This is a genomic window from Agromyces sp. Y558, assembly GCF_059445415.1.
Map to the genome: position 1 here is coordinate 2101479 of NZ_JCAIUH010000001.1, position 25601 is coordinate 2127079.

The window sequence follows — 25601 nt, forward strand, 5'->3', positions numbered from 1 at the left end:
AACAGAGGAAGTCGTGACCGCAGCAACGGCCGGAACAACAGGGGTTGCGGCGACCGTCGCGATCGTCGACGACCATGAAGCCGTTCGGCTGGGGCTTCGGGCCGCGTGCGGCGACGCCGGGTACGACGTCGTCATCGATGCGGCGAGTGTGCCCGAGCTTCTCGCCGGGCTCTCGGGTCGGGGCTGCGACGTGGTGGTGCTCGACCTCTCGCTCGGCGACGGGTCATCCGTGACCGAGAACGTGCGTGCCGTTCTGGCGACCGGCAGCGCGGTGCTCGTGCACAGCATCGCCGATCGGGTCGGGGCGGTGCGGGAGTCGCTCGCCGCCGGGGCTGCCGGTGTCATCCCGAAGGCGTCTCCGATGTCGGCGGTGATCGGTGCGATCGCCACGGTCGCCCGAGGTGAGGTGCTCAACAACGTGGAGTGGGCCAGCGCGATCGAGGCCGACCGAGACTTCGCGAAGGCACAGCTCGGGCGCCGTGAGCACGATGTGCTGCACCTCTACGCCTCGGGCCTGCCGCTGAAGCTTGTTGCGGCGCAGCTCGGCATCGCGCACTCGACCGCGCGCGAGTACCTCGACCGGATCCGCGCCAAGTACGTCGAAGTCGGCCGCCCGGCCCCGACGAAGGTCGACCTGCTCCGCCGGGCCGTGGAGGATGGAATTCTTCCCGGACTCGACGACGGTGGAGATGGCCGCCGTTGATTGGCGGGTGACGCGCCTCGCGCGTCGCCGGTCCACGGTGACCCGTGCCCAGGTCGAGACGGTCGCCGGTCGCGCCCTCGGACTCTTCGGGCTCGTGTTCGGAGCGCAGACGGTACCCGTGGCCCTCCATCAGGCAGACGCGCTCGTCGATGGCGCGGGCGCTGCCCTCATGGCCGTGATGTACGGTGCGATCGTCGCGCTCGCCGTCGCGACGGTGACCAAGGTCGCGGTGCGCGCCGCCTGTCTCGGCTTCGCGGCCCTGTACGCGTTGGCGCTCGTGGCGTGGCCGTTCCTCGTCGCCGATCCGGCGGCACTGGAGGGCAGCACGCCCTGGCTCTACTACCTCTGCACGGTCGCGACGACGGCGGCGGTGATCGCGGTGCTGCCGATCTGGGCTGCTGCCTACACGCTCGTCATCCCGGCCGTGTACGGCGTCATCCGGCTGATGCCGGGCGGTGGTGACGCCGGCCCGCTGCTGGCGGTGCTCGATGCGCTCTACGCGGTCGTGCTCGGCGTCGTCGTGCTCGTGATCATCACGATGCTGCGTCAGGCCGCCGAATCGGTCGACTCCGCACAGGAGGCGGCGTTGCAGCGGTACGACGTCGCCGCACGGCAGCACGCCAACGAGATCGAGCGCGTGAAGATCGACGCCCTGGTGCACGACAGCGTGCTGACGACGCTGCTCTCCGCCGCCGCGGCGACGTCGCCCGAGCAGCAATTGCTCGCGGCCCGGATGGCCCGCGACGCCGTGCACCGCCTCGATGAAGCGGGTGCGACGGGCCCGCGTGCACTCGACCGCGTCGGACTGCCGGTGCTGGTGCGTCGGCTGCGCGCCGCGCTCACCACGTTCAACACGCCGTTCACGGTGCGCGTCATCAACGCCGGTGGGGTCGAACTGCCCGTGGAGGCGATGGAGGCGCTCTACACGGCGGCGGTGCAGGCGATGGTCAACAGCCTGCAGCACGCGGACGAGCCCGGACTCTCGACGAGACGTGAGTTGCGCATCCGCGGGGTGCGAGCGGGCGGGTGCGTCATCGAGATCGCCGACAACGGGCGGGGGTTCGAGGTCGATCGAGTGCCCTCGGAGCGGCTCGGGTTGCGGGTGTCGATCGAGGAACGCATGGTGAACGCCGGTGGCGCCGCCGAGATCGAATCGCAGCTCGGACACGGCACGACAGTGACGATCGCCTGGCCCGTCGGTGCAGGAGGCAGCGCATGATCTCCATTCCCCGCTGGCTCCTCCTCGTGCTCGGGGCGCTGTTCTCGACCTATCACGTCGTGCTCGGCATCTACTCGCTCGATGTGCCCGCGTCACCGTGGCCCGCGATCGTGGCCCTGCTGCTGTATTCGGCGGCCACCGCCCTGAGCCTGTGGCCGACGAGGCGCGTGAGGATGCCCGACTGGCTCGCGGCCTTCTGCCTCGCGGTCTCGATCGTGCTGCCGCTGCTCGTGACGAGTCAACTCGATCCCCACGCCGAGAACGGCTACGCCACCTGGTACGTCGCCGCGGTCGGCACGCTCATGACGATCACCGCCGCCCGCCGCCAGCTGACTGCAGCATGGCTGGGCGTCATCGCGCTCGCCGTGCAGACCGTGGTGTGGGCGGGGCCGCTGGCACTCGGCAGCCTGGGCGTGATCGGCAGCATCGTGTGGGTCGGCATCGCACACATGCTGACGAAGGCGCTCACGGGTGCGGCACGGGAGACGAGGCGCTACGCGCAGGCCGAGCGTGAGGCGGCGGCGTGGCAGGCCGCCCAAGATGCGCACCTGTTCGAGGGTCGCATGCGACTCGCGCACACCAACCGGCTCGCGTCGCCGATGCTGCGGCGCATCGCCGATCGGAATGGTCAGCTCACCGAGGCTCAGCGTGCCGAATGCCGCATGCTCGAGGCGGCGATCCGCGATGAGATCCGGGGCCGGATGCTGCTTACCGATGCCGTTCGCGTCGAAGTGCAGCGCGCTCGTGCTCGGGGCATCACCGTCACGCTGCTCGACGAGGGCGGCATCGACGACCTCGACGAAGCGATGCGCGACCGGGTGCTGTCCCGCTTGGCCGAGGCGGTCGCCGGTTCGAAGGCCGACCGAATCATCGCCCGCACCGCGGCGGAGGGATCGCCCGTGGCAGTCACCGTCGTGGGCCTGTGCGAAGCCGAAGGCGACATCTCGGATTCGGACACGGATGAGGCCGAGGTCGAACTGTGGCTGGAGATCCCGCGGCATTCGTGATGGATTCGCCCGCAGCATCCGTGGTCGGCGCGAAGTGTCCGAACAACAGTGTCCGCACAAGAGCGTCCGGACAAGAAAGTGGGGGACCGATCTGAGATCGGCCCCCCATCAAGTCCGAGTCACGGCGATAACCCGAATATCGCCCTGACTCGCCCCCAACTGTCATCGGTTACCCGACCGATGACGGTGGCGACTCCTATGGAGCCTGCACATCCAATACTGGTGCACGGGCGCACAGGGGCAAAGTCGTCATTTCGGGGGACACGATGAGGACACGGCCTTCAGCGAGACGCGCGAGCCCAGCGGCCGGCGCCGACCTCGAGCGGCCGGCGCATCGCCCCGCCACTGCGCACCCAGGCGCTGCGCCCGTCGTCGGCGACGGATGCCGCGGCTGACGACTCCTCGTCGAATGCCGCGAGGAGCACGGCGGTGACGGCCGCGGCATCGTCGGGGGTGACGTCATGGCTCGTGAATCGCAGCGCGGAGGTGCGGTCGTCGATGTCGTCGTCCATTTCGCTCCCTACAGGGGGATGTTCCCGTGCTTCTTCGATGGCAGGCTGGCCCGCTTCGTGCGGAGCGCGCGAAGCGCCTTCACGACGGACACGCGGGTCGCCGCCGGCTCGATGACGCCGTCGAGCTCGCCGCGTTCTGCGGCGAGGAACGGCGAAGCCACGTTGTAGGTGTACTCGTTCGCGAGCTTCGTGCGCACGGCCGCGACGTCTTCACCGGCACTCTCCGCCGCCTTGATCTCGGCGCGGTAGAGGATGTTGACGGCACCCTGCCCGCCCATGACCGCGATCTCTGCGGTCGGCCAGGCGAGGTTGATGTCGGCACCGAGCTGCTTGGAGCCCATGACGATGTAGGCGCCGCCGTAGGCCTTGCGGGTGATGACGGTGATGAGCGGCACGGTCGCCTCGGCATAGGCGTAGAGCAGCTTCGCCCCGCGGCGGATGACTCCGGTCCACTCCTGTTCGGTGCCGGGCAGGTAGCCCGGCACGTCGACGAGCGTGAGGATCGGAATCGAGAACGCATCGCAGAAACGTACGAAGCGCGAGGCCTTTTCTCCGGCAGCGATGTTGAGGGTGCCGGCCATCTGGCTCGGCTGGTTGGCGATGATGCCGACCGATCGTCCCTCGACCCGGGCGAAGCCGATCAGGATGTTGGGAGCGAACAGCGGCTGCACCTCGAGGAAGTCGCCGTGGTCGACGATGCCCTCGATGACCGAGTGCATGTCGTAGGGCTGGTTCGGCGAGTCAGGGATGACGGCGTTCAGCCGCCGGTCATCGTCGGTGATCTCGAGTTCGGCTTCGGCGTCGTAGACGGGGGCATCCGTCATGTTGTTGTCCGGCAGGAACGAGATGAGGGTGCGCGCGTAGTCGAGTGCGTCGGACTCGTCGCTCGCGAGGTAGTGCGCGACGCCTGACACCGTGTTGTGCGTGAGCGCGCCACCGAGCTCCTCCATGCCGACGTCTTCGCCGGTGACGGTCTTGATCACGTCGGGGCCGGTGACGAACATCTGGCTCGTCTTGTCGACCATGATGACGAAGTCGGTGAGCGCGGGGGAGTAGACCGCGCCGCCTGCCGCCGGGCCGCACACGATCGAGATCTGCGGGATGACGCCGGAGGCCTGCGTGTTGCGTCGGAAGATCTCGCCGTACTTGCCGAGCGCGACGACGCCCTCCTGGATGCGCGCGCCGCCTGAATCGAGGATGCCGATGATGGGCACGCCGGTCTTCAGTGCGAGCTCCATGACCTTGATGATCTTCTCGCCCGCGACCTCGCCGAGCGAGCCGCCGAAGATGGTGAAGTCCTGCGAGTACACCGCGATCTGCCGGCCGTGGATGGTGCCGGTGCCAGTGACGACGGCGTCACCGTACGGGCGCTTGGCCTCCATGCCGAACGAGTGCGTGCGGTGCCGCACGAACTCGTCGAGCTCGACGAACGAGCCGGGATCGAGCAGCTCGGCGATGCGCTCGCGCGCCGTCATCTTGCCCTTGGCGTGCTGCTTCTCGATGGCCGCTTCACCCGAAGCCGTCACGGCCTCGTGGTAACGCAGCTTGAGGTCGGCGAGCTTGCCGGCGGTCGTGGAGAGGTCGGGGCCGTCAGTCGCTTCGGTCACGCCGTTCACTCTACCGGCGAACATCAGGCCGACTTCGTTGACGGAATCCTACAAATACCGGGTCGGCACTGGTGGCTATCGCCATGCCGCCGGGCCCCGCCCCGCCCACCTTCCAGGCCGCGCCCCGTCGCCGTCCATGCCGAGTGCCCGAATATGGCGAGATTCGGGCAACTCGCTGGTGGATAGGGTGATGCCATGGATTGGGAGCGATCGCGCGCGGCCGTGCCGCGGTTCGAGTTCCTCGCCGAGGCGGGGTCGACGAACGACGAGCTGCGCGAGGCTGCAAGCGGGGCGGATGCCGCGCAGTGGGGTCACGGCGCCGTGCTCGTCACCGACAACCAGACGCGCGGGCGAGGCCGCCTCGGGCGTGTGTGGCTCGCGCCGACGGGAAAGACGCTGGCGATCTCGGTGCTGCTGCGGCCGGAGCTCGAGAGCGGCGTGCCGTTTCCGGCCGATGCCTACGGCTGGATTCCGCTCATCGCCGGGGCGGCGATGACCGAAGCGGTGCGCCGCGCCGTGTCCGTTTCGCTTCCTGAGCCCGTCGCGCTCCCTGAGCCCGTCGCGCTCCCTGAGCTTGTCGAAGGGACCACCCCCGCGTCACCCGCTCGCTTCGACAAGCTCAGCGAGCAAGCGATCGAAGGCCGCACGGGCGGTGTCGAAGTCGAGCTCAAATGGCCCAACGACGTGCTCGTCTCGGGCTACAAGATCTGCGGCATCCTCTCGGAACTGCTGCCCCCTTCGACGGGCTCAGGAACCGCGGGAGCCGTGATCGTCGGCGCCGGTCTCAACCTGACGCTCGACGAGCACGACCTGCCGACGCTCACCTCGACGTCTTTGTTGCTCGTCACCGGCGAGCAGCCCGATGCCGACGCCGTCCTGGCCGATTACCTGGCGACGTTCCTTGAGATGTTCGCCGCATTCGCCGCCTCGGGGGCGGATGCCTCGGCGAGCGGCATCGCCGACCGGGTCAGTGCGCTCTGCGGCACACTCGGCAGCGAAGTCCGGGTCGAACTGCCCGGCGACCGTGAGTTGCTCGGGCACGCCGAGCGCCTCGATGGCGACGGTCGACTCGTCGTGATCGACCGTGAGAACGGTGAGCCTTGGTCTGTCGCCGCCGGAGACGTGACCCACCTGCGGTATTAATGGCGTATGAGGCATGCCGGGATACCCGACACGGCTGCTGCGGCGCCGGCGCAGCCACCCGAGCGCGTCGTGGCGCGGGTGCGGCGGCACGCACGGGTGCTGACCATTCCCGCGATACTGCTCGCCGCGGTCGCCGGCGCGACCGCCTTCGGCCTCGGCCTCGCGCCCGAGCTCTGGCAGGATCTCGCGATCGTGGGCGGGGCAGTACTCGTCGTGCTGCTCGGCTCGTTCCTGCCGTTCCTCGGATGGCTGACGAGACGGACGACCATCACCACCCGCCGCATCATCGTGCGCAGCGGCATCTTCGTGCGCGTGCGACAGGAGCTGTTGCATAGCAGAGGGTACGACGTGACGGTGCGCCGCAACTGGGTGCAGAGCTCGTTCGGGTCCGGTGATGTGCGCATCAACACAGGTCATGAGCAGCCCTTCGTGTTGAAAGACCTGCCGAAGCCCGAGCTCGTGCTCGGTGCGCTGCAGGAACTCCAGGGTGAGGAACACTCCCGGATCGCCGATCGTCGTCGTGCCGAACAGTCGATGATCGACGGCGATACGGTCGCCTGGGGCGGCCGCTGACGGCGCTCGTTCTGCCGGGCAGTGGAACTCGATGCCACGGTACCTCTCCAAAGGACGTAACGTTGACAGGTGGTCTCGTGCGCCCCCGAGTGCGAGCCTCACGATGAAGGGTTCCTCTTGGCCGACGAATGCAAACACGGTTTCGATGACGGCCTCTGCGCCATCTGCTTCCCGCCGCCGGAACCGGAGCCCAAGCCCGCGCCCGCGCCGGTGGCTCGATCCGCACGCTCCACGACGACCCGGAACGGCCGCCCGCCGGCCCGGGTACCCGGTGCCTCGCGCCCGGCGATCGCCTCCGACGCACCGCGCCTCGACCTGAAGGCGATGCGCATCTACCACGTGACGCACATCGACAACCTCCCGCCGATCCTCGACGCAGGGGCACTGCTGGCGGATACCGCCGGCGCGGTGCCGATCGTCGACCTCGCTGCGCCCGATGCCCGCGAGTACCGACGCAGCGCCGCGATCGGCGACACCGACACGGTGGTCGCCGACTACGTGCCGTTCCTGCTCACGACCGACGCCCATGTGTGGAACGCGGTGCGAACCGCCACCCCCGATCCGCGGCTCGGTGCAGAGGCCGTGAAGCGTGCTCCCGCCGATTTCGTCATCTTCGTGAGCTCACTGGCGAGCGTGCAGGCGGACAACGCAGATGTGCCCGGTGCGATCGTCGTGAGCGAAGCGGATGCCGCGGTCGCCGGTGCGGCCGTCGCATCCGAGTGGTCCGACGCGCAGCGCCTCCTGCAGAGACTGCATCGCGACGAGGAGGGAGCCGGCCTCGACGGCGCCGAACTGCTCGTGCGCGAGTGCCTGCCGCTCGACAGCGTCGCGCTCATCGCGGTGGCCAACGATCCGGTGCGCGACCGGGTGCGTGCCGCGCTCGCCGGCGCAGGCGTGCGCGCGCGGGTCGCGGTGTATCCGCCGTGGTTCCAGCCCACTGCTGACGCGGTGGAATAGCAGAACCTCTGCTCGTGGGCCTGTCGAAGCGGGCCTCCTCTGCTCGCTGAGCCTGTCGAAGCGGGCCTCCTCTGCTCGCTGAGCCTGTCGAAGCGGGCTAGCTCCCTTCGACGGGCTCAGGGAGCGGGTGCGCTGTCGGGCTCTTCGAAGAGCGTGCGCTGCGCCTCCTCGACGCGGGCGAGGGTCGAGAGCCCGTCGGAGCGGTGGTGTCCGAACACCCAGTAGCGGTAGAGCACGAACCGGAACGCGGTGCCGAGCGCGAGGCCGACGACGTTCGTGGCGATGTTGTCGGCCACGAGACTCGTGTAGCCGAGCCAATGGTGGCTGACCCAGAGGCATCCGAGCGCGATGGCCATGCCACCGAGCGAGACGATGACGTACTCGGCGAACTCGCGAACGTAGTTGCGGCGGCGGTGGTTGCGGAACGTCCAGTAGCGGTTGCCCAACCAGTTGAAGATGATGGCGACGCTCGTGGAGATCGTCTTCGCGCCGATCGCCGACTGCGCCCAGTGGTCGTCACCGAAGACGCCGAGGCGCAGCAGGTTGAAGAGCGTGACATCGATCACGAGGCCGATCAGCCCGACGACGCCGAACTTCACCGCATAGGCGAGCAGGCCGTTCCAGAGGCGTGCGATGGCGCTCGCGAGGCGGGTGGACACCGGCACATCCTATGCCGTCGGCCGCGGCCTAGACTGAAGAGGGCGCCCGCGCGGGCGCCGATGACGGCGGCGAACGGAGTGCATGGCGTGCGAGTCGGAGTGATCGGTGGGGGGCAGTTGGCCCGGATGATGATTCCCGCGGCGATCGAGCTCGGCGTCGATATTCGAGTGTTCGCCGAGGCCGACGGCATGTCCGCGGCGATCGCGGCCGATCGCATCGGCGACTACACCGATGCCGCAGCGGTGCTCGCGTTCGCACGCGACGTCGACGTCGTGACGTTCGACCACGAACACGTGCCGCAAGACGTGCTGCACGCCCTCGTCGACGCGGGTGTGCCGGTGCATCCCGGCCCCGATGCACTGCGCTTCGCTCAAGACAAGCTGCTCATGCGCGAGCGCCTCTCGGAACTCGGCCTGCCGGTGCCCGACTGGGCCCGTGTCGAGACCGTCGCCGAGCTCGACGACTTCATCGCAGCCCATGACGGCATCGCCGTCGTGAAGACGCCTCGTGGCGGGTACGACGGCAAGGGCGTGCGTTTCGTGCGCAGCGCAGCAGAGGTCGCAGAGTGGTTCGTCACGATCGCCGAAGACGGGCGCGATGGGGCGCTCCTCGTCGAGGAACTCGTCGATTTCCGTCGCGAACTCGCGCAGCTCGTCGCCCGCCGGCCCTCCGGTGACGTCGCGGCGTGGCCGCTCGTCGAGACCGTGCAGGTGGGCGGTGTCTGCAGCGAGGTCATCGCGCCTGCGCCCCGCTCGGCGGGCAGGCTCGCGGATGTCGCGGCAGACGTCGCGATCACGATCGCCGAGGGACTCGGGGTCACGGGCGTGCTGGCCGTCGAGCTCTTCGAGACCACCGACGACCGTATTCTCATCAACGAGCTCGCGATGCGCCCGCACAACAGCGGGCACTGGTCGATGGACGGCTCGACCACCGGGCAGTTCGAGCAACACCTGCGTGCCGTGCTCGACCTGCCGCTCGGCGCCACCGGCAGCCACGACGAGTGGTCGGTCATGGTGAACGTGCTCGGCGGCCCGGCTGAGGGGTCGCTCGCCGACCGGTACCCCGAGGCGCTCGCGGGGCATCCGACCGTGAAGATCCACAACTACGGCAAGGCGCCGCGGCCGGGTCGCAAGATCGGTCACGTCACGGCGATCGGCGATGAACTCGACGCGGTCGTCTACGAGGCGCGGGCTGCCGCGGCGATCCTCCAGGACTGACGCCAGCTCCGCTCGCTGAGCTTGTCGAAGCGGGGGGCGTCCCTTCGACGAGCTCAGCGAGCGAAACGGGCTCAGGGAACAATGCGAGCTCAGGGAACGAAACGAGCTCAGGGAACGTCGACGAGCTCAGGGAGCGACAGCCGCGTGCCCTGCGGTCATCTCCCAGCACCCGCCCCTACACTCGATCAAGTGACTGAGACGAACTCGCCCGCCCCGCTGGTCGGCGTCGTGATGGGATCCGACTCCGACTGGAACGTGATGCGCGAGGCATCCGCCCTGCTCGACGAATTCGGCGTCGCGCACGAGGTCGAGGTCGTCTCCGCGCACCGTACGCCCGAGAAGATGATCGCCTACGGCAAGCAGGCGGCTGCTCGCGGCCTCAAGGTCATCATCGCGGGTGCCGGGGGAGCGGCCCACCTGCCGGGCATGCTCGCCTCGGTCACGACGCTGCCCGTCGTCGGAGTGCCCGTGCCGCTCTCGCGCCTCGACGGTCTCGACTCGCTGCTCTCCATCGTGCAGATGCCCGCCGGCGTGCCGGTCGCGACCGTCTCCATCGGCGGCGCGAAGAACGCCGGCCTCATCGCGGTGAAGATCCTCGCGACGGCCGACCCCGCTCTGTCGACCGCGCTCGCCGACTACGCCACCGCCCTCGCAGCGCTCGTCGAGGCGAAGAACGAACGGCTCAAGCAGAACCGATGACGCTCGCCGCCAGCCCGATCCGCTACCCGGACATCGCCTCGCGCACGGTCATGACCCGCCGTGCGTGGTGGCTCGTCGCGCTCAACTTCCTGATTCCGGGCGCGCCGCAGGTGCTGGCCGGCAGTCGGCGTCTCGGCCGGTTCGGGCTCGGTGCGACGCTCGTGCTGTGGACGCTCGCGATTCTGTCGCTCGTCGTGTGGCTGTTCTGGCCCGCGACGCTGTACACGATCTTCTCCACCACGATCACGCTGTGGGTCGTCGCCGCCCTGCTCGTCTTCTATGCGGTGCTCTGGGTAATCCTGACCTTCGACACGCTGCGGCTCGTACGGCTCGTGAAGACCGCGCCGTCGGCTCGCGCCTGGGTGGCCGCGTTCTCGGTGCTCCTCATGGCAGGCGTCTCGGGCACAGCAGCCTATGGTGCGTACTTCGCGACGGCGGCGAGCGGATTCATCTCCTCGGTCTTCGTGGCCGGTCCTTCGAAGGAACCCGTCGACGGCAAGTACAACTTCCTCCTCCTCGGCGGCGACGCCGGGCCCGACCGTGACGGGCTCCGGCCCGACAGCATCACCGTCGTCAGCGTCGACGCCGAGACCGGTCAGGCCGTGACGATCGGCCTGCCGCGCAACATGGTGGACGTGCCGTTCCCCGATGACAGTCCGCTCGTCGAGCTCTACCCAGAGGGGTACGGGGCGATCGACGGCTGCGAGGTCGACGTCTGCATGCTCAACTCGATCTACACCGAGGTCGAGCTCGTGAGCCCCGAGATGTACCCCGACGCCGTCGCCCAGGGCAGCGAGCCCGGCATCGAGGCGATGCGCGATGCCGCCGAGGCGATCACCGGGCTCGAGATCCAGTACTACGCGCTCATCGACATGGCCGGGTTCCAGCAGATGATCGACGCCCTCGGCGGCGTCACGGTGAACGTGCCTGAAGACGTGCCGATCCACGCCGACGAGACGTTCACGACCGTCGCCGAGTGGATTCCGGCGGGGGAGCAGCACCTCGACGGATACCACGCGCTCTGGTACGCGCGTTCTCGCCACGGCACGAGCGACTACGACCGGATGGCACGCCAGCGGCAGATCCAAGAGGCCGTGCTCGCCCAGTTCAACCCCGCGAACGTGCTGTCGAAGTTCCAAGAGATCGCGGCGGCGGGCTCGCAGGTCGTGAAGACGGATGTCCCGCAGGGCAGCCTGGGCTACTTCGTCGAACTCGCCGGCAAGGCGAAGCAACTGCCGATCATCGATGTCGAACTGGTGCCCGCGAACGACGTGGACCCCGAAGAGCCCGACTACGAGTACATCCGACAGCTCGTGCAACAGGCGGTGCACCCGCCGACGGCCGAGCCGACCGAGGGGTAGCCTCTTCGGCTACAGGTCGGCGTGCAGCTGCCAGACTCGTTCGGCCGAATCGTGCCAGCTGAACGCACGGCTGCGGTCGCTCCCCGCGATGGCCAGGCGTTCGGCGAGGGCCGGATCGGTGACGACCGAGGTGATGGCCGCTGCGAGCCGGTCGCCGTACCCGTCGCCGACGCCGACCGGCACGGCGAGTCCCGCGCCTGCCGAGACTTCGAGGTACGCCGGTGCATCCGAATGGATGACCGGGGTCGCGAGGCTGAACGCCTCGATCAGTGCTGTGCCGGAGCCATCATCGTGACTCGGCGCGATGAAGGCGGTTGCGCCGGCGAGCACGACGGCGAGGTCGCCGGCATCGAGTTCGTCGAGGTGCGTGATGCGTGCCGGTGAGATGCCCTCCTCCTCGGCGACGGCGATCAGGTGCTGGTCACCCCAGCTCTCGGGCCCGAGCACGACGATCGGGATCTCGGGTACGCCTCGCCGCCCGAGTGCGGCGAGCACGTCGACGAGGCCCTTGCGCGGCTCGAGAGTGCCGGGCACCACGAGGTACTCGGACGGAAGTCCCATCCGTGCCGCGCGAACGGGAGCATCGGCGCCGATCGTCAGGCCGGTGCGTGGTGCCGTTCCGATGACCCGGATGCGGTCGCCGAAATCGGCGATCTCACCGAGCCGCTCGGCGAGCGCGTGCGTGGGCACGACGACCGCGTCGGCGTGGCGGCGGGCACGCTTGAGCATGCCCTTCTGCCAGGTCACGGAGGTCGCGCTGAGCGCTTCGGGGTGCGTCCACGGGAGCACCTCGTGAATGGTGACGACCACTTGGCCGCCGTCGCGGTGGTCGTGCTTGCGCAGCGGTGCGAACAGGCTCGGAGCGTGGATCATGCCCGGCCCTGGTGATGTCGTCAGTCCGAGCTGCCAGGCGCCGGCGAGTTCGCGCCGTGCGAGGGTCGTCTTGTACAGTCCGGCGAGGCCGGGAATCTCCGCGAGCACACGGTCGTAATCATCGGGTGGCGACGAGGAGATTATCCCCTCGACGGCGCAGTCGCGCGGAGTCGCCGCGATGATCGCGCGCGCGAGGTCGAGGGTGTACCTGCCGAGCGCGCCCGGTACCGGTGCGACGATCTGGTCGACGATGACGCGGAGGGTGGTCGTCACGTGGCTTCCTTCGCCGAGCTTCGATGGGGATCCTGTGACCCTACTGGGTGCTGGGGGCGGGTGTCGACGAACGCGAGGGCGGCTATCGGCCCTGGGCTGTGTAGCGGGCCTCGGCCGCATCCTTCTGCGGCGCCCACCATGCTTCGTTGTCGCGGTACCACGCGACGGTATCGGCGAGTCCGGCTTCGAAGTCCGAGAACTGCGGTCGCCAGCCGAGCTCGGTGCGCAGGCGGGTCGAATCGATCGCGTAGCGGAGGTCGTGACCGGGGCGGTCGACGACGTGGTCGTAGGCATCGGCCGGCTGACCGAGGGTCGTCAGGATCAGCTCGACGACCTCCTTGTTGTTCTTCTCGCCGTCGGCGCCGATCAGGTAGGTCTCTCCGATCTCGCCCTTCTCGAGGATGGTGAGCACCGCTGACGAGTGGTCGTCGGCATGGATCCAGTCGCGGACGTTCTCGCCCTTGCCGTAGAGCTTGGGGCGCTCGCCGCGCAGCACGTTGGTGATCTGGCGGGGAATGAACTTCTCGACGTGCTGGTAGGGGCCGTAGTTGTTCGAGCAGTTCGAGATCGTGGCCTTCACACCGAACGAACGCACCCAAGCACGAACGAGCAGGTCGCTGCCGGCCTTCGTCGAGGAGTACGGGCTCGACGGGTTGTAGGGCGTCTGCTCGGTGAACTTCGCAGGGTCGTCGAGCTCGAGGTCGCCGTAGACCTCGTCGGTCGAGATGTGATGGAAGCGGATGTCGTGCTTGCGGGCGGCTTCGAGCAGCGTGTACGTGCCGACGATGTTCGTCTCGAGGAACGGGTGCGGGTCATCGAGCGAGTTGTCGTTGTGGCTCTCGGCCGCGTAGTGGACGACCGCATCGTGCTCGGCGAACAACTCGTCGACGAGTCCGGCATCTGCGATGTCGCCGTGTACGAAACGGAACCGCTCGGCGGGCAGGCCCTCGAGCGAGGTGAGGTTGCCCGCGTACGTCAGCTTGTCGAGCACGGTCACCGTGTGATCGGTGTGCTCGAGCACGTAATGGACGAAATTCGAGCCGATGAAGCCGGCACCGCCGGTCACGAGGAGTCTTGACACGCGCTTCATCCTAGCCAAGAGGCCGAGCCGGCTTCTGTGAGCCGTGGACAGTCGTTCAGGTCAGGGGGAGGGCGACCGCGCCCGCCTCGACTGCGGCGTGGAGCGACTCGCGCCATCCACGCATCTCGGGAATGCCGACGGCGCCCCACCGCTCGTGACCGAGAACCGAGTACGCGGGGCGGGGTGCCGGCCGGACGAAGCTCGCGGCATCCGTCGGGAGGATCCGCTCGGGGTCGAGTCCGACTTCGGAGTAGATCGCCCGTGCGAAGTCGAACCACGAGCACTCGCCGGAGTTCGTGCCGTGGTAGTTGCCGGGCGGGGCGTCCGACTCGACGAGGAGCTTGATCTGTCGCGCCAGGTCGGACGTCCACGTCGGCTGGCCGAGTTGGTCGGTCACGACGCTCACCGTCGGATTGGTGCCGGCGAGTCGAAGCATCGTGGCCGCGAAGTTCGGTCCGTGCTGGCCGTAGAGCCAAGCCGTGCGCACGACGAACACGCCGTCGGGGTGCTCGGCGAGTGCGAGCTCCTCGCCTGCGGCCTTCGTGCGGCCGTACGCCGAGATCGGGTTCCGTGCCGCATCCTCGGGATACGGTGTCGTCGATCGGCCGTCGAAGACGTAGTCGGTCGACACCTGGACGAGCTTCGCGCCGGACTCGCGCGCCGCGATCGCGAGATTCCGGGCGCCCGTCGCGTTCACGGCGAACGCCTCGTCTTCATGGGTCTCCGCGTCGTCGACCCCGGTGAACGCAGCTGCATTCACGACGACGTCGTGCCCGGCGACCGCTTCGCGCACCGATCCGAGGTCAGTCACGTCGAGTTCGGCGCGTCGGAGGGCGGTGACCGGGCGTCCGGCCAGCGCGGCCTGAAGGTCGATTCCGAGCATTCCGGCTGCTCCGGTGATGAGGTAGCGCATGGTTCCGATCCTACGGCCGCGGTCTGACCGGCCACACCCGAGCCGGATGTCGCGATTGCTAGACTTCAGCGGTGCAGATCCGCGAACTCTCGATTCCCGACGCCTTCGAGGTGACGCCGAAACAATTCGGCGATGATCGGGGAACATTCCTCGAATGGTACCGATTCGACCGCCTCGAGGAGGCGATCGGCCACCGGCTCGAACTCGCTCAGGCGAACACCTCGGTGTCGAAGCGCGGCGTCGTCCGCGGCATCCATTTCGCCGACGTCCCGCCGAGCCAGGCGAAGTACGTGACGGCGACTCACGGTGCCGTTCTCGACTTCGTCGTCGACATCCGCGTGGGGTCGCCGACCTTCGGGCGATGGGACAGCGTGCTCCTCGATGACGTCGACCGTCGGGGCATCTACATCGCTGAGGGCCTCGGTCACTGCTTCGTCGCACTCACCGACGACGCGACGGTGAGCTATCTCGTCACTTCGACGTTCAACGCCGAACGCGAGCACGGCATCAACCCGCTCGACGCGGAGATCGCGCTGGCCTTCCCCGAGGCGGCCGGTCAGCTCCTGCTGTCACCGAAAGACACGGATGCGCCGAGCCTCGCCGAAGCTGCGGCATCCGGTCTCCTCCCGACCTGGGAAGCAGCGCGCGACTATTACGCCTCATTGAACGACAAAGGAAACTGAGCGCATGCGTGGAATCATCCTGGCCGGCGGCTCGGGCAGTCGGCTGTGGCCCATCACCAAGGGCATCTCGAAGCAGCTGATGCCGATCTACGACAAGCCGATGATCTACTACCCGTTGTCGACCCTGATGATGGCGGGCATCGATGAGATCCTCGTCATCACGACGCCCGAGTACAACGACCAGTTCCGCGCTCTCCTCGGCGACGGGACCCAACTCGGCATCCGTCTCGAATATGCAGTGCAGCCATCGCCCGATGGTCTCGCGCAGGCCTTCATCATCGGCGAGGACTTCATCGGCGACGAGAGTGTCGCGCTCGTGCTCGGCGACAACATCTTCCACGGCTCCGGTCTTGGTTCCGCACTGCGCACGCACACCCAGGTCGAAGGTGCGGTCATCTTCGCGTACGAGGTCAGCGACCCGACCGCCTACGGTGTGGTCGAATTCGACGACGCGTTCCGTGCCGTCTCCATCGAGGAGAAACCATCGGAGCCGAAGAGCAGCTTCGCTGTGCCCGGACTCTACTTCTACGACAACTCGGTCGTCGAGATCGCGAAGACGATTCAGCCCAGCGCGCGCGGCGAGCTCGAGATCTCCACCGTCAATGAGCGGTACCTCGACCAGGGCAGGCTCAAGGTTCAAGTGCTCGACCGTGGCACGGCCTGGCTCGACACCGGAACTTTCGAATCGATGATGCAGGCGTCCGAATACGTGCGCGTCATCGAAGACCGACAGGGCTTCAAGATCGGATGCATCGAGGAGATCGCCTGGCGCGCCGGCTGGATCGACGACGAGCGCCTCGCTGCGCTCGCCGAACCTCTGGTGAAGAGCGGATACGGCGCGTATCTGCGCCGGCTCCTCGGGAGCCGCTGAGGGTCAGTCGACGCCTCGCGTGACGACCCAGGATCGGATCCTGAGTCCAGCAGTGAGGACCCAGCGAATCGGCGCGAGCACGGGTGCGGCGTACTTCCGGCGGATGAACCGCTCTGCGCTCTCATGATGGGCACGGAGCATGCGCTTCGACTCGCTCTTCGTCGAGAGGCCACCGATGTGCGTGACGACCGCTGTGGGCACGTACGAGTTCTGCCAACCTGCGCCGCCCAGCCGAAATCCGAGGTCGACATCCTCGAAGTACATGAAGTAGCCCGTATCGAACCCACCGATCTCCTCGAATGCGCCGCGGCGCACGAGCAGGCACGCACCGGAGAGCCATCCGACCGAGCGGGACTTGAGCGGCGAACGGGTTTCGGCGCGATATGAACGAGTCCACGGGTTCGACGGCCACGGTCGGCTGAACAGTGCGTGGCCGACTCCGGTACGCAGCGAGGGAAGATTCCGCGCGGAAGGGTACGTGCTGCCATCCGGGTTGAGGATGCGGGGCCCAACAGCGCCGGTGCCGTCGGCGCCGCTCAGCGCAGCGACCAGGGTGCCGACGGAGTTCGGCGCGAGCGCGACGTCGGGGTTGGAGACGAGGACGTACTCGACATCGACGGGGAGGGCGCGCACGCCCTCGTTGACCGCGCCGCCGTAACCCAGGTTGCGGTCCAGCGGCAGCACGGTCGCGCCGTACGTCGCCGCGACCACCTGCGAAGCTGCGGTGTCGAGCGACGCGTTGTCGACGATGAAGACGTGGCGGGGGCGAAAGTTCAGCGCTGCGATCGAGTCGAGGAATCCGGGCAGCTGCGTGCTCGAGTTGTAGGACACCGTGACGACGGCGACTCGATCTTCGGCAGGGGTTGGCACGGTATCCGATCCTATTGCCGTCGACCCGGGAATCCGCTCTGCGTCGTCCGCGCACAGGGCGTTCAGGGGTGCCTTGCTAGACTCGGGTGGCTCTGCCGCCGACCGGCGGGGCATTCCGACAGCAAAGGTATGTGGTGGGTTCGATCGGCAGGCTTGTGACCAAGGCAGTGCAGGGGGGCCCTCGGCTCATCGCTCGCAAGATCCGGACTGCGACAGCGCTCGCGCGCGCGCAGGGTGTCGGATCGACGTTCCGGTATGCGCGGACGAAACTCGCGAAGGTTGCCGCCCCTCAGGTCCCGACGCTGCTGGTCTCCATGGAGGACGCCGCCGCCGTGGACTGGACCGTCATCCCAGATCGGATCCGCGAGTCGATCACGGTCGAGTCGGGCCCCGCACGCATCGCGTGGATCATGTCGCCTCCCGGCCGCGAGAGCGGCGGACACCAGAACCTGTTCCGATTCATCGAATTCGCCGAACGCGGGGGCCACGACTGCCGCATCTACCTGTACCAGGCTGAGGATCGGCCCGTCGACATTGTCGGTGTTCGGGCCATGCTCGAGAAGAGCGAAGCGTATCCGACGCTCGACGCCTCGATCGAGGTGTGGGACCGCGAGCGTGGGGTGGCCGACGATACGCAGGCCATCTTCGCGACCGGCTGGGAGACCGCGTACCCGTCGTTCCTCGACCGCTCGCAGGCGAAGCGGCTCTACTTCGTGCAGGACTTCGAACCGAGCTTCTACCCGCTCGGTACCGAGGCGGTCCTGGCCGAGAACACCTACCACTTCGGATTCCACGCGATCACGGCCGGCGGATGGCTCGCTCACAAGCTCAGCACTGAGTACGGCATGGCCGCCGAGCACTTCGACTTCGCCGTCGACAAGCGGCACTATCGCATCACGAATGACGGTCCTCGCAACGAGATCTTCTTCTACGCGAGGCCGGTCACACCCCGGCGCGCGTTCGAGTTCGGCCTGCTCGTGCTGAACGACTTCGCCAAGCTCCGACCCGACGTCACGATCAACCTCGCCGGCTGGGATGTCGCGAACTGGCGCATCCCGTTCGAGCACCGCAACCTCGCCAGCCTCCAACTCTCGGAGCTCAACGAGGTGTACAACCGTTGCGCAGCCGGCCTCGTCATGTCGCTGTCGAATATGTCGCTGTTGCCGCTGGAGCTGATGTCCAGCGGCGTCACACCGGTCGTCAACGACGGGCCCAACAATCGCATGGTCTCGGACAATCCCTTTATCGAGTACGTCCCTGCTTCACCGCTCGCGATCGCTCGCAAGCTCGTTGAGGTCGTCGAGCGGCCCGACGCGATCGAGCGGTCGCGCGCGATGTCGGAGTCCGTGAGGGGGGTCGACTGGGCTGCGTCCGGCCAGGTCTTCCTCAAGGCTCTCGAGGGGGCGCTCCGTGGCTAGGGCGCTCGTCATCGGCGCGAACGGCTTCATCGGCTCCCACCTCGTCGACGGCCTCGCCCGCGCGGGCCACGAGGTACGGGGATTCGATCGGTACAGCGCGCGCGAGCCGACGTTCACCGCCGACGGTGTCGAGGTCGTGGCGGGGGAGTTCCTCAGCCGGTCGGACCTCGAGTCCGCGGTCGCCGGGCAGGACTACGTCTTCCATTTCCTCTCGACGACGACGCCGGCGACGGCCGAAGCGGATCCGACGCTCGACATCCGGACCAACCTCGCGCAGACCGTGGAACTGCTGGAGTCCTGCGTCGCAGCCGGCGTACAGCACGTGTACTTCGCATCGACAGGTGGGGCGATCTACGGCCAGCAGGGCAAGGGCGAGTACGCCGAATCCGATCCGGCGCTGCCTGTATCGCCGTATGCCATCGGCAAGCTGGCGATCGAGCGGTACCTGCGATATTTCCATGCGACGCACGGTTTGCGCTCCACAGCGTTCCGGATCTCGAACCCGTACGGCCCCCGACAGCACCCCAACCGCAAGCAGGGTTTCATCCCGATCGCACTTCGCCAGATCCTCCAGGGGGAGCCGATCGTGCGATTCGGGTCAGGGTCGATGGTGCGCGACTACGTCTACGTCGAGGACCTCATCGAAATGATCCTTCCCGTGGTGGGCAGTGCCGCCCCCCACGACGTGTACAACCTCGGCAGCGGGGTGGGGCACAGTGTGAACGACGTGCTCGATGCGCTCCGCCGCGTGACCGGTGTCGATTTCGACATCGTCGCGCGCGAGATCCCGCCGACCTTCGTCGACCGCGTCGTGCTCGACACGAGCCGATTCCGTGATGAGTTCGGCGTCACACCGATGACTTCGCTCGACGAGGGCATCCGGCGCACGTACGACGACATGAAGGCTGAGTTCCGTGGCTGAGAACATACGGGCGACCGTCACCATCCTGACCTACAACGGCGAGCACTACCTCGAGAAGATTCTCCGAATGCTCCGCAAGCAGAAGTTCGACGGCGAGTTCGAGGTGCTCGTCATCGACTCCGGATCCACCGACTCGACGCTCGAGATCATCGCGCGTCACCCCGAGGTGCGTCTCATCGAGATCCCGAACAGCGAGTTCGGCCACGGACGCACGCGGAATCTCGCGGCACGTGAGGCCTCGGGCGACTACGTCGCCTTCCTCACGCACGACGCCGTCCCGAGTACGAAGCACTGGCTGAGCGAGTTGATCGACCCGATGGAGCGGTTCCCCGACGTCGTCGCAGTGCTCGGCAAGCAGGTCGCGCGATCCCGCGCGTTCCCGCTGCAGAAGTACGAGATCCACAACATGTTCCGCAACCTCGGGCCCGACTATGGCGTCACGCTGTTCTACGACGCTCCATTCGCCGACGAGGCGGCTATTCGGGATGCGATGGCGTTCTACTCCGACGTCAACTCGGCCGCGCGACGTTCGTTCCTCGTCGACGTGCTGCCCTATCGCGACGTTCGTTACGCCGAAGACCAGCTCTTCGGGCGCGACGTGATCGACAACGGCTACATCAAGGCCTACGCACCGCGGGCCGCTGTCATGCACTCCAACGATCTGACCCTTTCGGAATACGGACACCGCATCTTCGACGAGACGGTGGGGCTCCGCCAGATCGGGTACGACATCCCGCCCATCTCACGGGTCGCGGTGGTGACCCACTCCGCCCGTGGCGTCGTCGGGGATTCGGTTCGCATCGCCCGTGATAGGGCCTACAGTCTGCCTAGCAAGGCGTACTGGCTCGTCGTGAACCCGGCATTCCACGTGCGCAAATGGTCGAGTTACCGCGCCTCAACGCTGGTCGACGTGCGCGACCCTGCGGCCGTCGCGGCTGGGTCGCTCGAGCACAAGCGCAAGCGGCACCACGAGGAGGCGGCGACGTCTAAGGTGCCACCGACACCGTCGGCCGAAGCCTGAGGAGGCCGTTGCCGTAGTCGCGGCCCGGCACGTCGAACGTGCCGGCCGGCGTGGCCAGGTCGTAGTTCCGGCCGTGCACGTCTCCGAGACCGATGTTGATGAGGTACTTTCCCGGGCCGAGGTGCACGTCGGGGATCTCGAACTTCAGCCGGTGTCGGCCGACGGTAGTCGGGAGCTCGATCTCGTCGAACGTCGTCATGTTGAACAGACGGAGTCCGAGCGTGTTCTCGATCGAGAACCCGACGCCCCAGTCGGGGGTGGACTCGTTGACGTCGACGTCGAGGTATGCAGTGAGGTCCACAGCGTCGCCTTCGACCTGCGTGACCGCGCGGAAGTCTGCCACCTCCAGGGCGAAGTGCTCCTGGCCGCGGCGGTCGAGGTCGATCAGTCGGTCGGCCTGGTAGCCGTCGCGGAGAATGCGGATGCCCTGCGCCGGCTCACCGTCGTAGATCATCTCTCCGGAGTTCAGCACGACGACTCGATCGCAGAGACTGCCGACCTGATCGGCGGAGTGGCTCACGAGCACGATCGTGCGGCCCTCCGACTGGAACTGGCTGATCTTCTCCATGCACTTGCGTTGGAACGGCTCGTCGCCGACCGCCAGCACCTCGTCGACGAGCAGGAGGTCGGGTTCGGAGTGCACGGCGACGGAGAATGCGAGCCGCACGTACATTCCCGAGCTGTAGAACTTCACCTGGGTGTCGATGAACGCCTCGATGCCCGAGAAGTCGACGATCGCGTCGAACCGGTCGTCGGTCTCCTTGCGGCTCATCCCGAGAATCGCGGCGTTGAGGTAGACGTTCTCACGGCCGGTGAGGTCTTGGTGGAAACCGGCTCCGAGCTCGAGGAGGGCTGCCAGACGCCCGCGACGCGTGACCGTGCCGCTCGACGGGTCCAAGATGCCGCCGATGACTTTCAGAAGGGTGCTCTTGCCGGATCCGTTGTGGCCGACGAGCCCGACAGTCGAACCGAGCTCGATGTCGAGGTTGATGTCACGGAGCGCCCAGAAGTCGTCGCGATGACGTCGCGACGTGCGAAAGTTCACGATCCGCTCTTTGAGCGACTTGTCTTTGTGGAGGACGAATCGCTTCGAGACGTCCTTGACGCTGATGATGGTCGGGTTGGTCATTCAGAGCTCCTGGGCGAAATTGCCCTGCAGACGTGAGAAGACCCGCTGTGCGATCCACAGCAGGACGATACTGACCAGCAGTGCGATCACGAGCCGGAGTTCGAGAAAGTCGGGCCAGTCTTGCTGCAACGCGCCGGTAGCCGTCGAACCGGCGTTCCACAAGGCCTTCTGCATCGCAATGATCGCGAGCGTGATGGGGTTGGCGAGATAGAGCTGTTCGAGCCAATTGCCATTCAGCGCGTCGTGCACGAACTTGTACGAATACACGATCGGCGAGAGCCAGAAGAGCACCACGAGCGCGATCTCGACGAGATGCTCGGTGTCGCGCAGATAGACGTTCACGGCTGAGAGCACGAGCCCTACCGCTACCGAGAACACGATGAGCAACACGAGAGCGAGCGGTGCGAGCAGCAGACGTGCATCGAGCGGGAAGGTCGACAGGATGGCGATTGCGGCGATCAGCACCACGAGCTGCACCGCGAAATTGAAGAGTGCGCCGCCGACCGAGCTGAGCGGGAAGATCTCGCGTGGCAGGTAGACCTTCTTCACAAGGCCTGCGTTGGTGATCAATGCGCTCGTCGAGCCCGAAACGATTTCACTGAAGAGGCCCCACACCGTGAGCCCGATGAAGACGAAGATCGCGAAGTCGGGGATGAGGCGCGCCGCGCCGAGAATCTGCCCGATGGCGAAGTAGTAGATGAGCAATTGGACGAGCGGGCGGAAGAGACTCCACACAATGCCGAGGGAGCTGTTCTTGTAGCGTGCCTTGACCTCGCGTCGGACGAGGAGAACGAGCAGCTCCCGGCTTTGCCAGATCTCGCGGATCGAGCGCGCGGTACCGCCGAAGCCGTCGGTGTGCGCGCCCACCTCGTGGAACGGCTCCGAAGCGATGCGTTCGGCGCGTGCGAGGGCGTCTGCCTCCATCGTGCTCTCTTCTCTTGGTGGTCCGTCGTCGCCTCGAGGGCGTGCAGACGGGCGGTTCCATAGTCGGGTAATCGGAACCGCATCGAGTCTAGGCGATGATTCTCGACGTGTTGCTCCTGTCGTATCCACGGCGTGACGGCTAACCTTGGCGGAGTACGCCGCATTCGGGGAGCGGCGCGGGTGGGATCGAGACGATGAAGATCGAACGTTGGGGAACGTTGGTGCTTCTCTGTGTCGCTGCCCTGGCGCTGACCGCATGCACGGTTGATGACGCCGATTCGACCGGCCCGAGTTCCACCGCCACGGCGAGCCCCGATTCCACGGCGATTCCGGATGCCACGTCGAAGCCGATCGAGAGCGAGCCTCCGCCCTCGATCGAGGCTGTCATCGTCGTTGCGAACGTCGATGTCGATGGTGCCCACGCAACTGCATCGGGATACGTCAGCGGGGTGATCGAAGACGGTGGCGCGTGCACGTTCGTGTTCAAGGGCGACGCTGGGGAGGTCTCGGCGGAGTCTACGGGTGCCGCCGACCGCGCGACGACGTCGTGCGGCGCCGTGAGCATTCCCATCGAGCAGTTGGCGAAGGGCACGTGGTCGGTCACCCTCGACTACCAGTCCGACCGCGCCGAGGTCGTCTCGAACGAAATGATCGTGGAGGTGCCATGAACATCAGACGCATGCTGGCGATGGCGATCGGCGGTATTCTCGCGGTCGGTCTTCTGACCGTCGTCGAGTCCGAGGTTCCACCGGCCGAAGCGGCGGTCGCCGGCGACTTCAACGCGGGCAATATCATCAGCGACGCGCTCTTCTTCGACGGTGCTGCGATGTCTGCCTCCGCGGTTCAGTCCTTTCTGAACGCGCGCGTCCCGACATGTCGGGCGGGCTACACCTGCGTGAAGGACTACCGACAGAACACTCCGAACCGCGCCGCGGAAGCCGGGCGCTGCGGCGCCTATTCGGGCGCGTCGAACGAGAGCGCGGCGACCATCATCTATCGCGTCGGCGTCATCTGCGGTGTCAGCCAGAAGGCGCTGCTCGTGCTGCTCGAGAAGGAGCAGGGGCTCGTCTCGGACACCTGGCCGACTGATCGGCAGTATCGGTCGGCGACGGGGTACGGATGCCCCGACACGGCGGCGTGCGACACCAACTACTACGGATTCTTCAACCAGGTGTACATGGCGGCACTCCAATTCAAGCGATATGCCGCCAACCCGACGGGGTGGAACCACATCGCGGGAAGGGTCAACGCGATCCGCTTCCATCCGAACGCGGCCTGTGGCAGCGGCAACGTGTTCATCCAGAACCAGGCGACCGCAGGACTCTACAACTACACGCCGTACCAGCCGAACGCCGCCGCCCTGGCGAACCTCTACGGCAGCGGCGACGGTTGCAGCGCGTACGGCAATCGGAACTTCTGGCGCATTTTCACGGATTGGTTCGGTTCGACGACGGCAGGTTCGAGTCTGTTGCGCACCTCGGCGAACGCGACGGTCTACCTGATCTCCGGAGCGTACAAGTACCCGGTTCCGAGTCTCGCGATCCTCGCTGCCCTGTTCCCGCTCGGCAACGTGGGATTCGTCTCGCAGAGCCAACTCGATCGGTATGAGACGAGCCACACCGTCGGCCGGGTGATCCGCTCGGGCGATGGCACGATCTACTTCTTCGACGCCGGAATCAAACTCCCGTTCGGCTCGTGCGACCAGGTGGTCGACTACGGCGGGTCGTGCGGCGCTGACGGCTACGTCCAATTGACAGACTCGCAGATCGCGGCATTCGTGAACGGGCCGGCCTTGCGACCCGTGCTCGGTACGACCGACGGCGCCCGCTACTTCATCAACGACGGAACGAAACGCGAGATCCTCGACAATCAGTCGCAGACCGCTGCGAGGATTCCTGCCGGGTACAACGTGCTCACCGAAGGCGCAGTCTCGGCGTTGTCGTTCGCGACGCCGGTGGTGCGTGAGTCGGCGTTCGCTCGGCAGCGTGGCGCGTCGGCGTATTTCTTCCTCAGTGCGGGTGGCAAACACCCCGTCGAGGCCTCGGCGGTCGCCTCGTCTGGCCTGCCCGCTCGCGCGGCCGGTTCCCTGCGCGCTGAGAGCTTCGGATTCCTGCCGGCCAAGCCCCCGTTCACGGGCGTCGTGAGGGTCGCGGGCTCGGCGGTGAACCACGTGCTGGCGGGTGGCGGCCGGTATGAGTGGGCCGCCGGCGACCTCGGTGCCAAACTCGGGTTCACCGATGTCTCGCAGGCGTTCCTCGACGGCTACCCGTCGAAGGGGAGCATTGCGGCGGGCGCGATGATCAAGACCGCCGCCTCGGCGACCGTCTACATGGTGATGGCCGACAAGATCCTGCCGATCGGGTCGTGGGAGGCCCTGATGGCGCTGTCGGCCGGGAAGACCCCCCGTATCGACGTCGTACCCGACTCGCTCATCGCGGCGCTCCCGAAGGGGCCGGTGGCACTGATCACCGGCACGATGGTGCGATCACCCGGAGATGCGACCGTGTACCTCGTGAACGGCGTCACGAACAAGATCGCGTTCTCGAACTTCGTGTTCCCCGTCGAGGCGGGTTTCACGAAATTCTCCTACACGACCCAGGTGCGCATGGACGCCTACCCGCGCTCCGCGGGTTTGCTCGGGTTCGGTCTTTCCTGTGGCGATGTGAACTACGTCGCCGCGGCCGGCAGTGTGCATCGCGTCGATCCGGCGTTCGCCGCTCTGTATCCGTTCAGCTACATGCCGCTCGACTCGTTCACCTGCGCACTCCTGAAGAAGGGGCGCGATGCGAACGACTTCATCCGGGTGCCGAATGGAACCGTGTACCAGTTGGTGGAGGGAACCAAGCGGCCGATCACCTCGATGGCCCGTCTCACCGAACTCAACAAGGGCACCGGTTGGCTCGATGTCGTACCGCAGTTCGCGGCGCTCATCCCGACGGGCCCCAACGCGTGACGCGTTGGGGCC

General features: G+C 67.1%; 25 protein-coding genes. 16 read left to right on the top strand and 9 right to left on the bottom strand.

Going from position 1 to position 25601, the window contains the following annotated elements:
* Nucleotides 1-13 precede the first annotated feature (13 nt).
* Genes AC1C2T_RS09840 through AC1C2T_RS09850 form a run of 3 tightly spaced genes read left to right on the top strand, consistent with a single transcriptional unit; the run spans nucleotide 14 to nucleotide 2929 of the window.
* A complete protein-coding gene (locus AC1C2T_RS09840) occupies nucleotides 14-703 on the top strand; it encodes a response regulator (protein WP_495362374.1) in 690 nt (229 codons plus the stop codon).
* A complete protein-coding gene (locus AC1C2T_RS09845) occupies nucleotides 657-1922 on the top strand; it encodes a sensor histidine kinase (protein ID WP_495385153.1) in 1266 nt (421 codons plus the stop codon). The genes AC1C2T_RS09840 and AC1C2T_RS09845 overlap by 47 nt, the downstream gene beginning before the upstream one ends.
* Complete coding sequence (locus AC1C2T_RS09850) at nucleotides 1919-2929, top strand: DUF8320 family protein (protein ID WP_495385154.1); 1011 nt, start codon at nucleotides 1919-1921, stop codon at nucleotides 2927-2929. Before AC1C2T_RS09845 ends, AC1C2T_RS09850 begins: the two co-directional genes overlap by 4 nt.
* Before the next feature lie 281 nt (nucleotides 2930-3210).
* Here AC1C2T_RS09850 and AC1C2T_RS09855 read toward each other — a convergent pair whose 3' ends face one another.
* Together AC1C2T_RS09855 and AC1C2T_RS09860 are read right to left on the bottom strand one after the other, a co-directional pair.
* A complete protein-coding gene (locus tag AC1C2T_RS09855; RefSeq protein ID WP_495362375.1) occupies nucleotides 3211-3441 on the bottom strand; it encodes an acyl-CoA carboxylase epsilon subunit in 231 nt (76 codons plus the stop codon).
* Nucleotides 3442-3449: 8 nt separating this feature from the next.
* The gene (locus tag AC1C2T_RS09860) at nucleotides 3450-5048 is read right to left on the bottom strand and encodes an acyl-CoA carboxylase subunit beta (protein ID WP_495362376.1); all 1599 of its coding nucleotides are present in this window, start codon (nucleotides 5046-5048) and stop codon (nucleotides 3450-3452) included.
* A gap of 195 nt (nucleotides 5049-5243) precedes the next feature.
* On the opposite strand from AC1C2T_RS09860, the gene AC1C2T_RS09865 reads away from it, so the two are divergent.
* The 3 genes from AC1C2T_RS09865 to AC1C2T_RS09875 all read left to right on the top strand — a co-directional run bounded on the left by AC1C2T_RS09865 (nucleotide 5244) and on the right by AC1C2T_RS09875 (nucleotide 7721).
* Nucleotides 5244-6191, top strand: a complete 948-nt coding sequence (locus tag AC1C2T_RS09865) for a biotin--[acetyl-CoA-carboxylase] ligase (protein ID WP_495385155.1) — start codon at nucleotides 5244-5246, stop codon at nucleotides 6189-6191.
* A 6-nt stretch (nucleotides 6192-6197) separates the two neighbouring features.
* Nucleotides 6198-6764, top strand: coding sequence for a PH domain-containing protein (locus AC1C2T_RS09870; protein WP_495362378.1), 567 nt, complete (start codon nucleotides 6198-6200; stop codon nucleotides 6762-6764).
* Nucleotides 6765-6974: 210 nt separating this feature from the next.
* A complete protein-coding gene (locus AC1C2T_RS09875) occupies nucleotides 6975-7721 on the top strand; it encodes a DarT ssDNA thymidine ADP-ribosyltransferase family protein (RefSeq protein WP_495385156.1) in 747 nt (248 codons plus the stop codon).
* 116 nt (nucleotides 7722-7837) lie between these two features.
* On the opposite strand, the gene AC1C2T_RS09880 is transcribed toward AC1C2T_RS09875, so the two are convergent.
* Complete coding sequence (locus AC1C2T_RS09880; RefSeq protein WP_495385157.1) at nucleotides 7838-8380, bottom strand: GtrA family protein; 543 nt, start codon at nucleotides 8378-8380, stop codon at nucleotides 7838-7840.
* Between the two features lie 60 nt (nucleotides 8381-8440).
* Here AC1C2T_RS09880 and AC1C2T_RS09885 point away from each other — a divergent pair, with 60 nt between their 5' ends.
* From AC1C2T_RS09885 to AC1C2T_RS09895, 3 genes are all read left to right on the top strand, one after another.
* The gene (locus AC1C2T_RS09885; protein WP_495385158.1) at nucleotides 8441-9598 is read left to right on the top strand and encodes a 5-(carboxyamino)imidazole ribonucleotide synthase; all 1158 of its coding nucleotides are present in this window, start codon (nucleotides 8441-8443) and stop codon (nucleotides 9596-9598) included.
* A 231-nt stretch (nucleotides 9599-9829) separates the two neighbouring features.
* The gene (purE, locus tag AC1C2T_RS09890) at nucleotides 9830-10297 is read left to right on the top strand and encodes a 5-(carboxyamino)imidazole ribonucleotide mutase (RefSeq protein WP_495385414.1); all 468 of its coding nucleotides are present in this window, start codon (nucleotides 9830-9832) and stop codon (nucleotides 10295-10297) included.
* Complete coding sequence (locus tag AC1C2T_RS09895; protein WP_495385159.1) at nucleotides 10294-11658, top strand: LCP family protein; 1365 nt, start codon at nucleotides 10294-10296, stop codon at nucleotides 11656-11658. Before purE ends, AC1C2T_RS09895 begins: the two co-directional genes overlap by 4 nt.
* A 9-nt stretch (nucleotides 11659-11667) precedes the next feature.
* Here AC1C2T_RS09895 and AC1C2T_RS09900 read toward each other — a convergent pair whose 3' ends face one another.
* The 3 genes from AC1C2T_RS09900 to rfbD form a co-directional block, all read right to left on the bottom strand.
* The gene (locus AC1C2T_RS09900; RefSeq protein WP_495385160.1) at nucleotides 11668-12804 is read right to left on the bottom strand and encodes a glycosyltransferase family 4 protein; all 1137 of its coding nucleotides are present in this window, start codon (nucleotides 12802-12804) and stop codon (nucleotides 11668-11670) included.
* 82 nt (nucleotides 12805-12886) lie between these two features.
* Complete coding sequence (gene rfbB / locus AC1C2T_RS09905; RefSeq protein WP_495385161.1) at nucleotides 12887-13885, bottom strand: dTDP-glucose 4,6-dehydratase; 999 nt, start codon at nucleotides 13883-13885, stop codon at nucleotides 12887-12889.
* Nucleotides 13886-13940: 55 nt separating this feature from the next.
* The gene (gene rfbD, locus AC1C2T_RS09910; RefSeq protein ID WP_495385162.1) at nucleotides 13941-14798 is read right to left on the bottom strand and encodes a dTDP-4-dehydrorhamnose reductase; all 858 of its coding nucleotides are present in this window, start codon (nucleotides 14796-14798) and stop codon (nucleotides 13941-13943) included.
* A 71-nt stretch (nucleotides 14799-14869) separates the two neighbouring features.
* On the opposite strand from rfbD, the gene AC1C2T_RS09915 reads away from it, so the two are divergent.
* A complete protein-coding gene (locus AC1C2T_RS09915; RefSeq protein ID WP_495362386.1) occupies nucleotides 14870-15481 on the top strand; it encodes a dTDP-4-dehydrorhamnose 3,5-epimerase family protein in 612 nt (203 codons plus the stop codon).
* Between the two features lie 4 nt (nucleotides 15482-15485).
* Nucleotides 15486-16352 carry a glucose-1-phosphate thymidylyltransferase RfbA gene (rfbA, locus tag AC1C2T_RS09920; RefSeq protein WP_495385163.1) on the top strand — a complete coding sequence of 289 codons (867 nt, stop codon included), beginning with the start codon at nucleotides 15486-15488 and terminating at the stop codon, nucleotides 16350-16352.
* A gap of 3 nt (nucleotides 16353-16355) precedes the next feature.
* Here the strand turns inward: rfbA and AC1C2T_RS09925 are convergent, their stop codons facing one another.
* Nucleotides 16356-17222 (bottom strand): glycosyltransferase family 2 protein, encoded by an 867-nt coding sequence (locus tag AC1C2T_RS09925; protein WP_495362388.1) that lies wholly within the window; start codon nucleotides 17220-17222, stop codon nucleotides 16356-16358.
* A gap of 314 nt (nucleotides 17223-17536) precedes the next feature.
* Between AC1C2T_RS09925 and AC1C2T_RS09930 the strand changes: the two genes are divergently transcribed.
* Genes AC1C2T_RS09930 through AC1C2T_RS09940 form a run of 3 tightly spaced genes read left to right on the top strand, consistent with a single transcriptional unit; the run spans nucleotide 17537 to nucleotide 20583 of the window.
* Complete coding sequence (locus AC1C2T_RS09930; protein ID WP_495385164.1) at nucleotides 17537-18640, top strand: rhamnosyltransferase WsaF family glycosyltransferase; 1104 nt, start codon at nucleotides 17537-17539, stop codon at nucleotides 18638-18640.
* Entirely contained in the window at nucleotides 18633-19562 is a 930-nt protein-coding gene (locus AC1C2T_RS09935) for an NAD-dependent epimerase/dehydratase family protein (RefSeq protein ID WP_495362390.1), read from the top strand. Before AC1C2T_RS09930 ends, AC1C2T_RS09935 begins: the two co-directional genes overlap by 8 nt.
* Nucleotides 19555-20583 (top strand): glycosyltransferase family 2 protein, encoded by a 1029-nt coding sequence (locus AC1C2T_RS09940; protein ID WP_495385165.1) that lies wholly within the window; start codon nucleotides 19555-19557, stop codon nucleotides 20581-20583. Before AC1C2T_RS09935 ends, AC1C2T_RS09940 begins: the two co-directional genes overlap by 8 nt.
* Here AC1C2T_RS09940 and AC1C2T_RS09945 read toward each other — a convergent pair.
* Together AC1C2T_RS09945 and AC1C2T_RS09950 are read right to left on the bottom strand one after the other, a co-directional pair.
* Nucleotides 20549-21712 carry an ABC transporter ATP-binding protein gene (locus AC1C2T_RS09945; RefSeq protein WP_495362392.1) on the bottom strand — a complete coding sequence of 388 codons (1164 nt, stop codon included), beginning with the start codon at nucleotides 21710-21712 and terminating at the stop codon, nucleotides 20549-20551. The two genes, AC1C2T_RS09940 and AC1C2T_RS09945, sit on opposite strands and share 35 nt — an antisense overlap.
* Nucleotides 21713-22636 carry an ABC transporter permease gene (locus tag AC1C2T_RS09950; RefSeq protein WP_495362393.1) on the bottom strand — a complete coding sequence of 308 codons (924 nt, stop codon included), beginning with the start codon at nucleotides 22634-22636 and terminating at the stop codon, nucleotides 21713-21715. It lies immediately after the preceding gene.
* Nucleotides 22637-22830: 194 nt separating this feature from the next.
* Between AC1C2T_RS09950 and AC1C2T_RS09955 the strand changes: the two genes are divergently transcribed.
* Nucleotides 22831-23304 carry a hypothetical protein gene (locus tag AC1C2T_RS09955; protein ID WP_495385166.1) on the top strand — a complete coding sequence of 158 codons (474 nt, stop codon included), beginning with the start codon at nucleotides 22831-22833 and terminating at the stop codon, nucleotides 23302-23304.
* Complete coding sequence (locus AC1C2T_RS09960; protein WP_495362395.1) at nucleotides 23301-25589, top strand: hypothetical protein; 2289 nt, start codon at nucleotides 23301-23303, stop codon at nucleotides 25587-25589. Before AC1C2T_RS09955 ends, AC1C2T_RS09960 begins: the two co-directional genes overlap by 4 nt.
* The last annotated feature ends 12 nt before the right edge of the window (nucleotides 25590-25601 follow it).

What these genes read in the sequence shown, in the direction of transcription:
- AC1C2T_RS09845 (WP_495385153.1), top strand. Translation starts at nt 657, where the DNA reads ATGGAATTCTTCCCGGACTCGACGACGGTGGAGATGGCCGCCGTTGAT.
- AC1C2T_RS09850 (WP_495385154.1), top strand. Translation starts at nt 1,919, where the DNA reads ATGATCTCCATTCCCCGCTGGCTCCTCCTCGTGCTCGGGGCGCTGTTC.
- AC1C2T_RS09855 (WP_495362375.1), bottom strand. Translation starts at nt 3,441, where the DNA reads ATGGACGACGACATCGACGACCGCACCTCCGCGCTGCGATTCACGAGC.
- AC1C2T_RS09865 (WP_495385155.1), top strand. Translation starts at nt 5,244, where the DNA reads ATGGATTGGGAGCGATCGCGCGCGGCCGTGCCGCGGTTCGAGTTCCTC.
- AC1C2T_RS09870 (WP_495362378.1), top strand. Translation starts at nt 6,198, where the DNA reads ATGAGGCATGCCGGGATACCCGACACGGCTGCTGCGGCGCCGGCGCAG.
- AC1C2T_RS09885 (WP_495385158.1), top strand. Translation starts at nt 8,441, where the DNA reads ATGACGGCGGCGAACGGAGTGCATGGCGTGCGAGTCGGAGTGATCGGT.
- purE (WP_495385414.1), top strand. Translation starts at nt 9,830, where the DNA reads ATGGGATCCGACTCCGACTGGAACGTGATGCGCGAGGCATCCGCCCTG.
- AC1C2T_RS09895 (WP_495385159.1), top strand. Translation starts at nt 10,294, where the DNA reads ATGACGCTCGCCGCCAGCCCGATCCGCTACCCGGACATCGCCTCGCGC.
- rfbD (WP_495385162.1), bottom strand. Translation starts at nt 14,798, where the DNA reads ATGCGCTACCTCATCACCGGAGCAGCCGGAATGCTCGGAATCGACCTT.
- rfbA (WP_495385163.1), top strand. Translation starts at nt 15,486, where the DNA reads ATGCGTGGAATCATCCTGGCCGGCGGCTCGGGCAGTCGGCTGTGGCCC.
- AC1C2T_RS09930 (WP_495385164.1), top strand. Translation starts at nt 17,537, where the DNA reads ATGGAGGACGCCGCCGCCGTGGACTGGACCGTCATCCCAGATCGGATC.
- AC1C2T_RS09945 (WP_495362392.1), bottom strand. Translation starts at nt 21,712, where the DNA reads ATGACCAACCCGACCATCATCAGCGTCAAGGACGTCTCGAAGCGATTC.
- AC1C2T_RS09950 (WP_495362393.1), bottom strand. Translation starts at nt 22,636, where the DNA reads ATGGAGGCAGACGCCCTCGCACGCGCCGAACGCATCGCTTCGGAGCCG.
- AC1C2T_RS09955 (WP_495385166.1), top strand. Translation starts at nt 22,831, where the DNA reads ATGAAGATCGAACGTTGGGGAACGTTGGTGCTTCTCTGTGTCGCTGCC.
- AC1C2T_RS09960 (WP_495362395.1), top strand. Translation starts at nt 23,301, where the DNA reads ATGAACATCAGACGCATGCTGGCGATGGCGATCGGCGGTATTCTCGCG.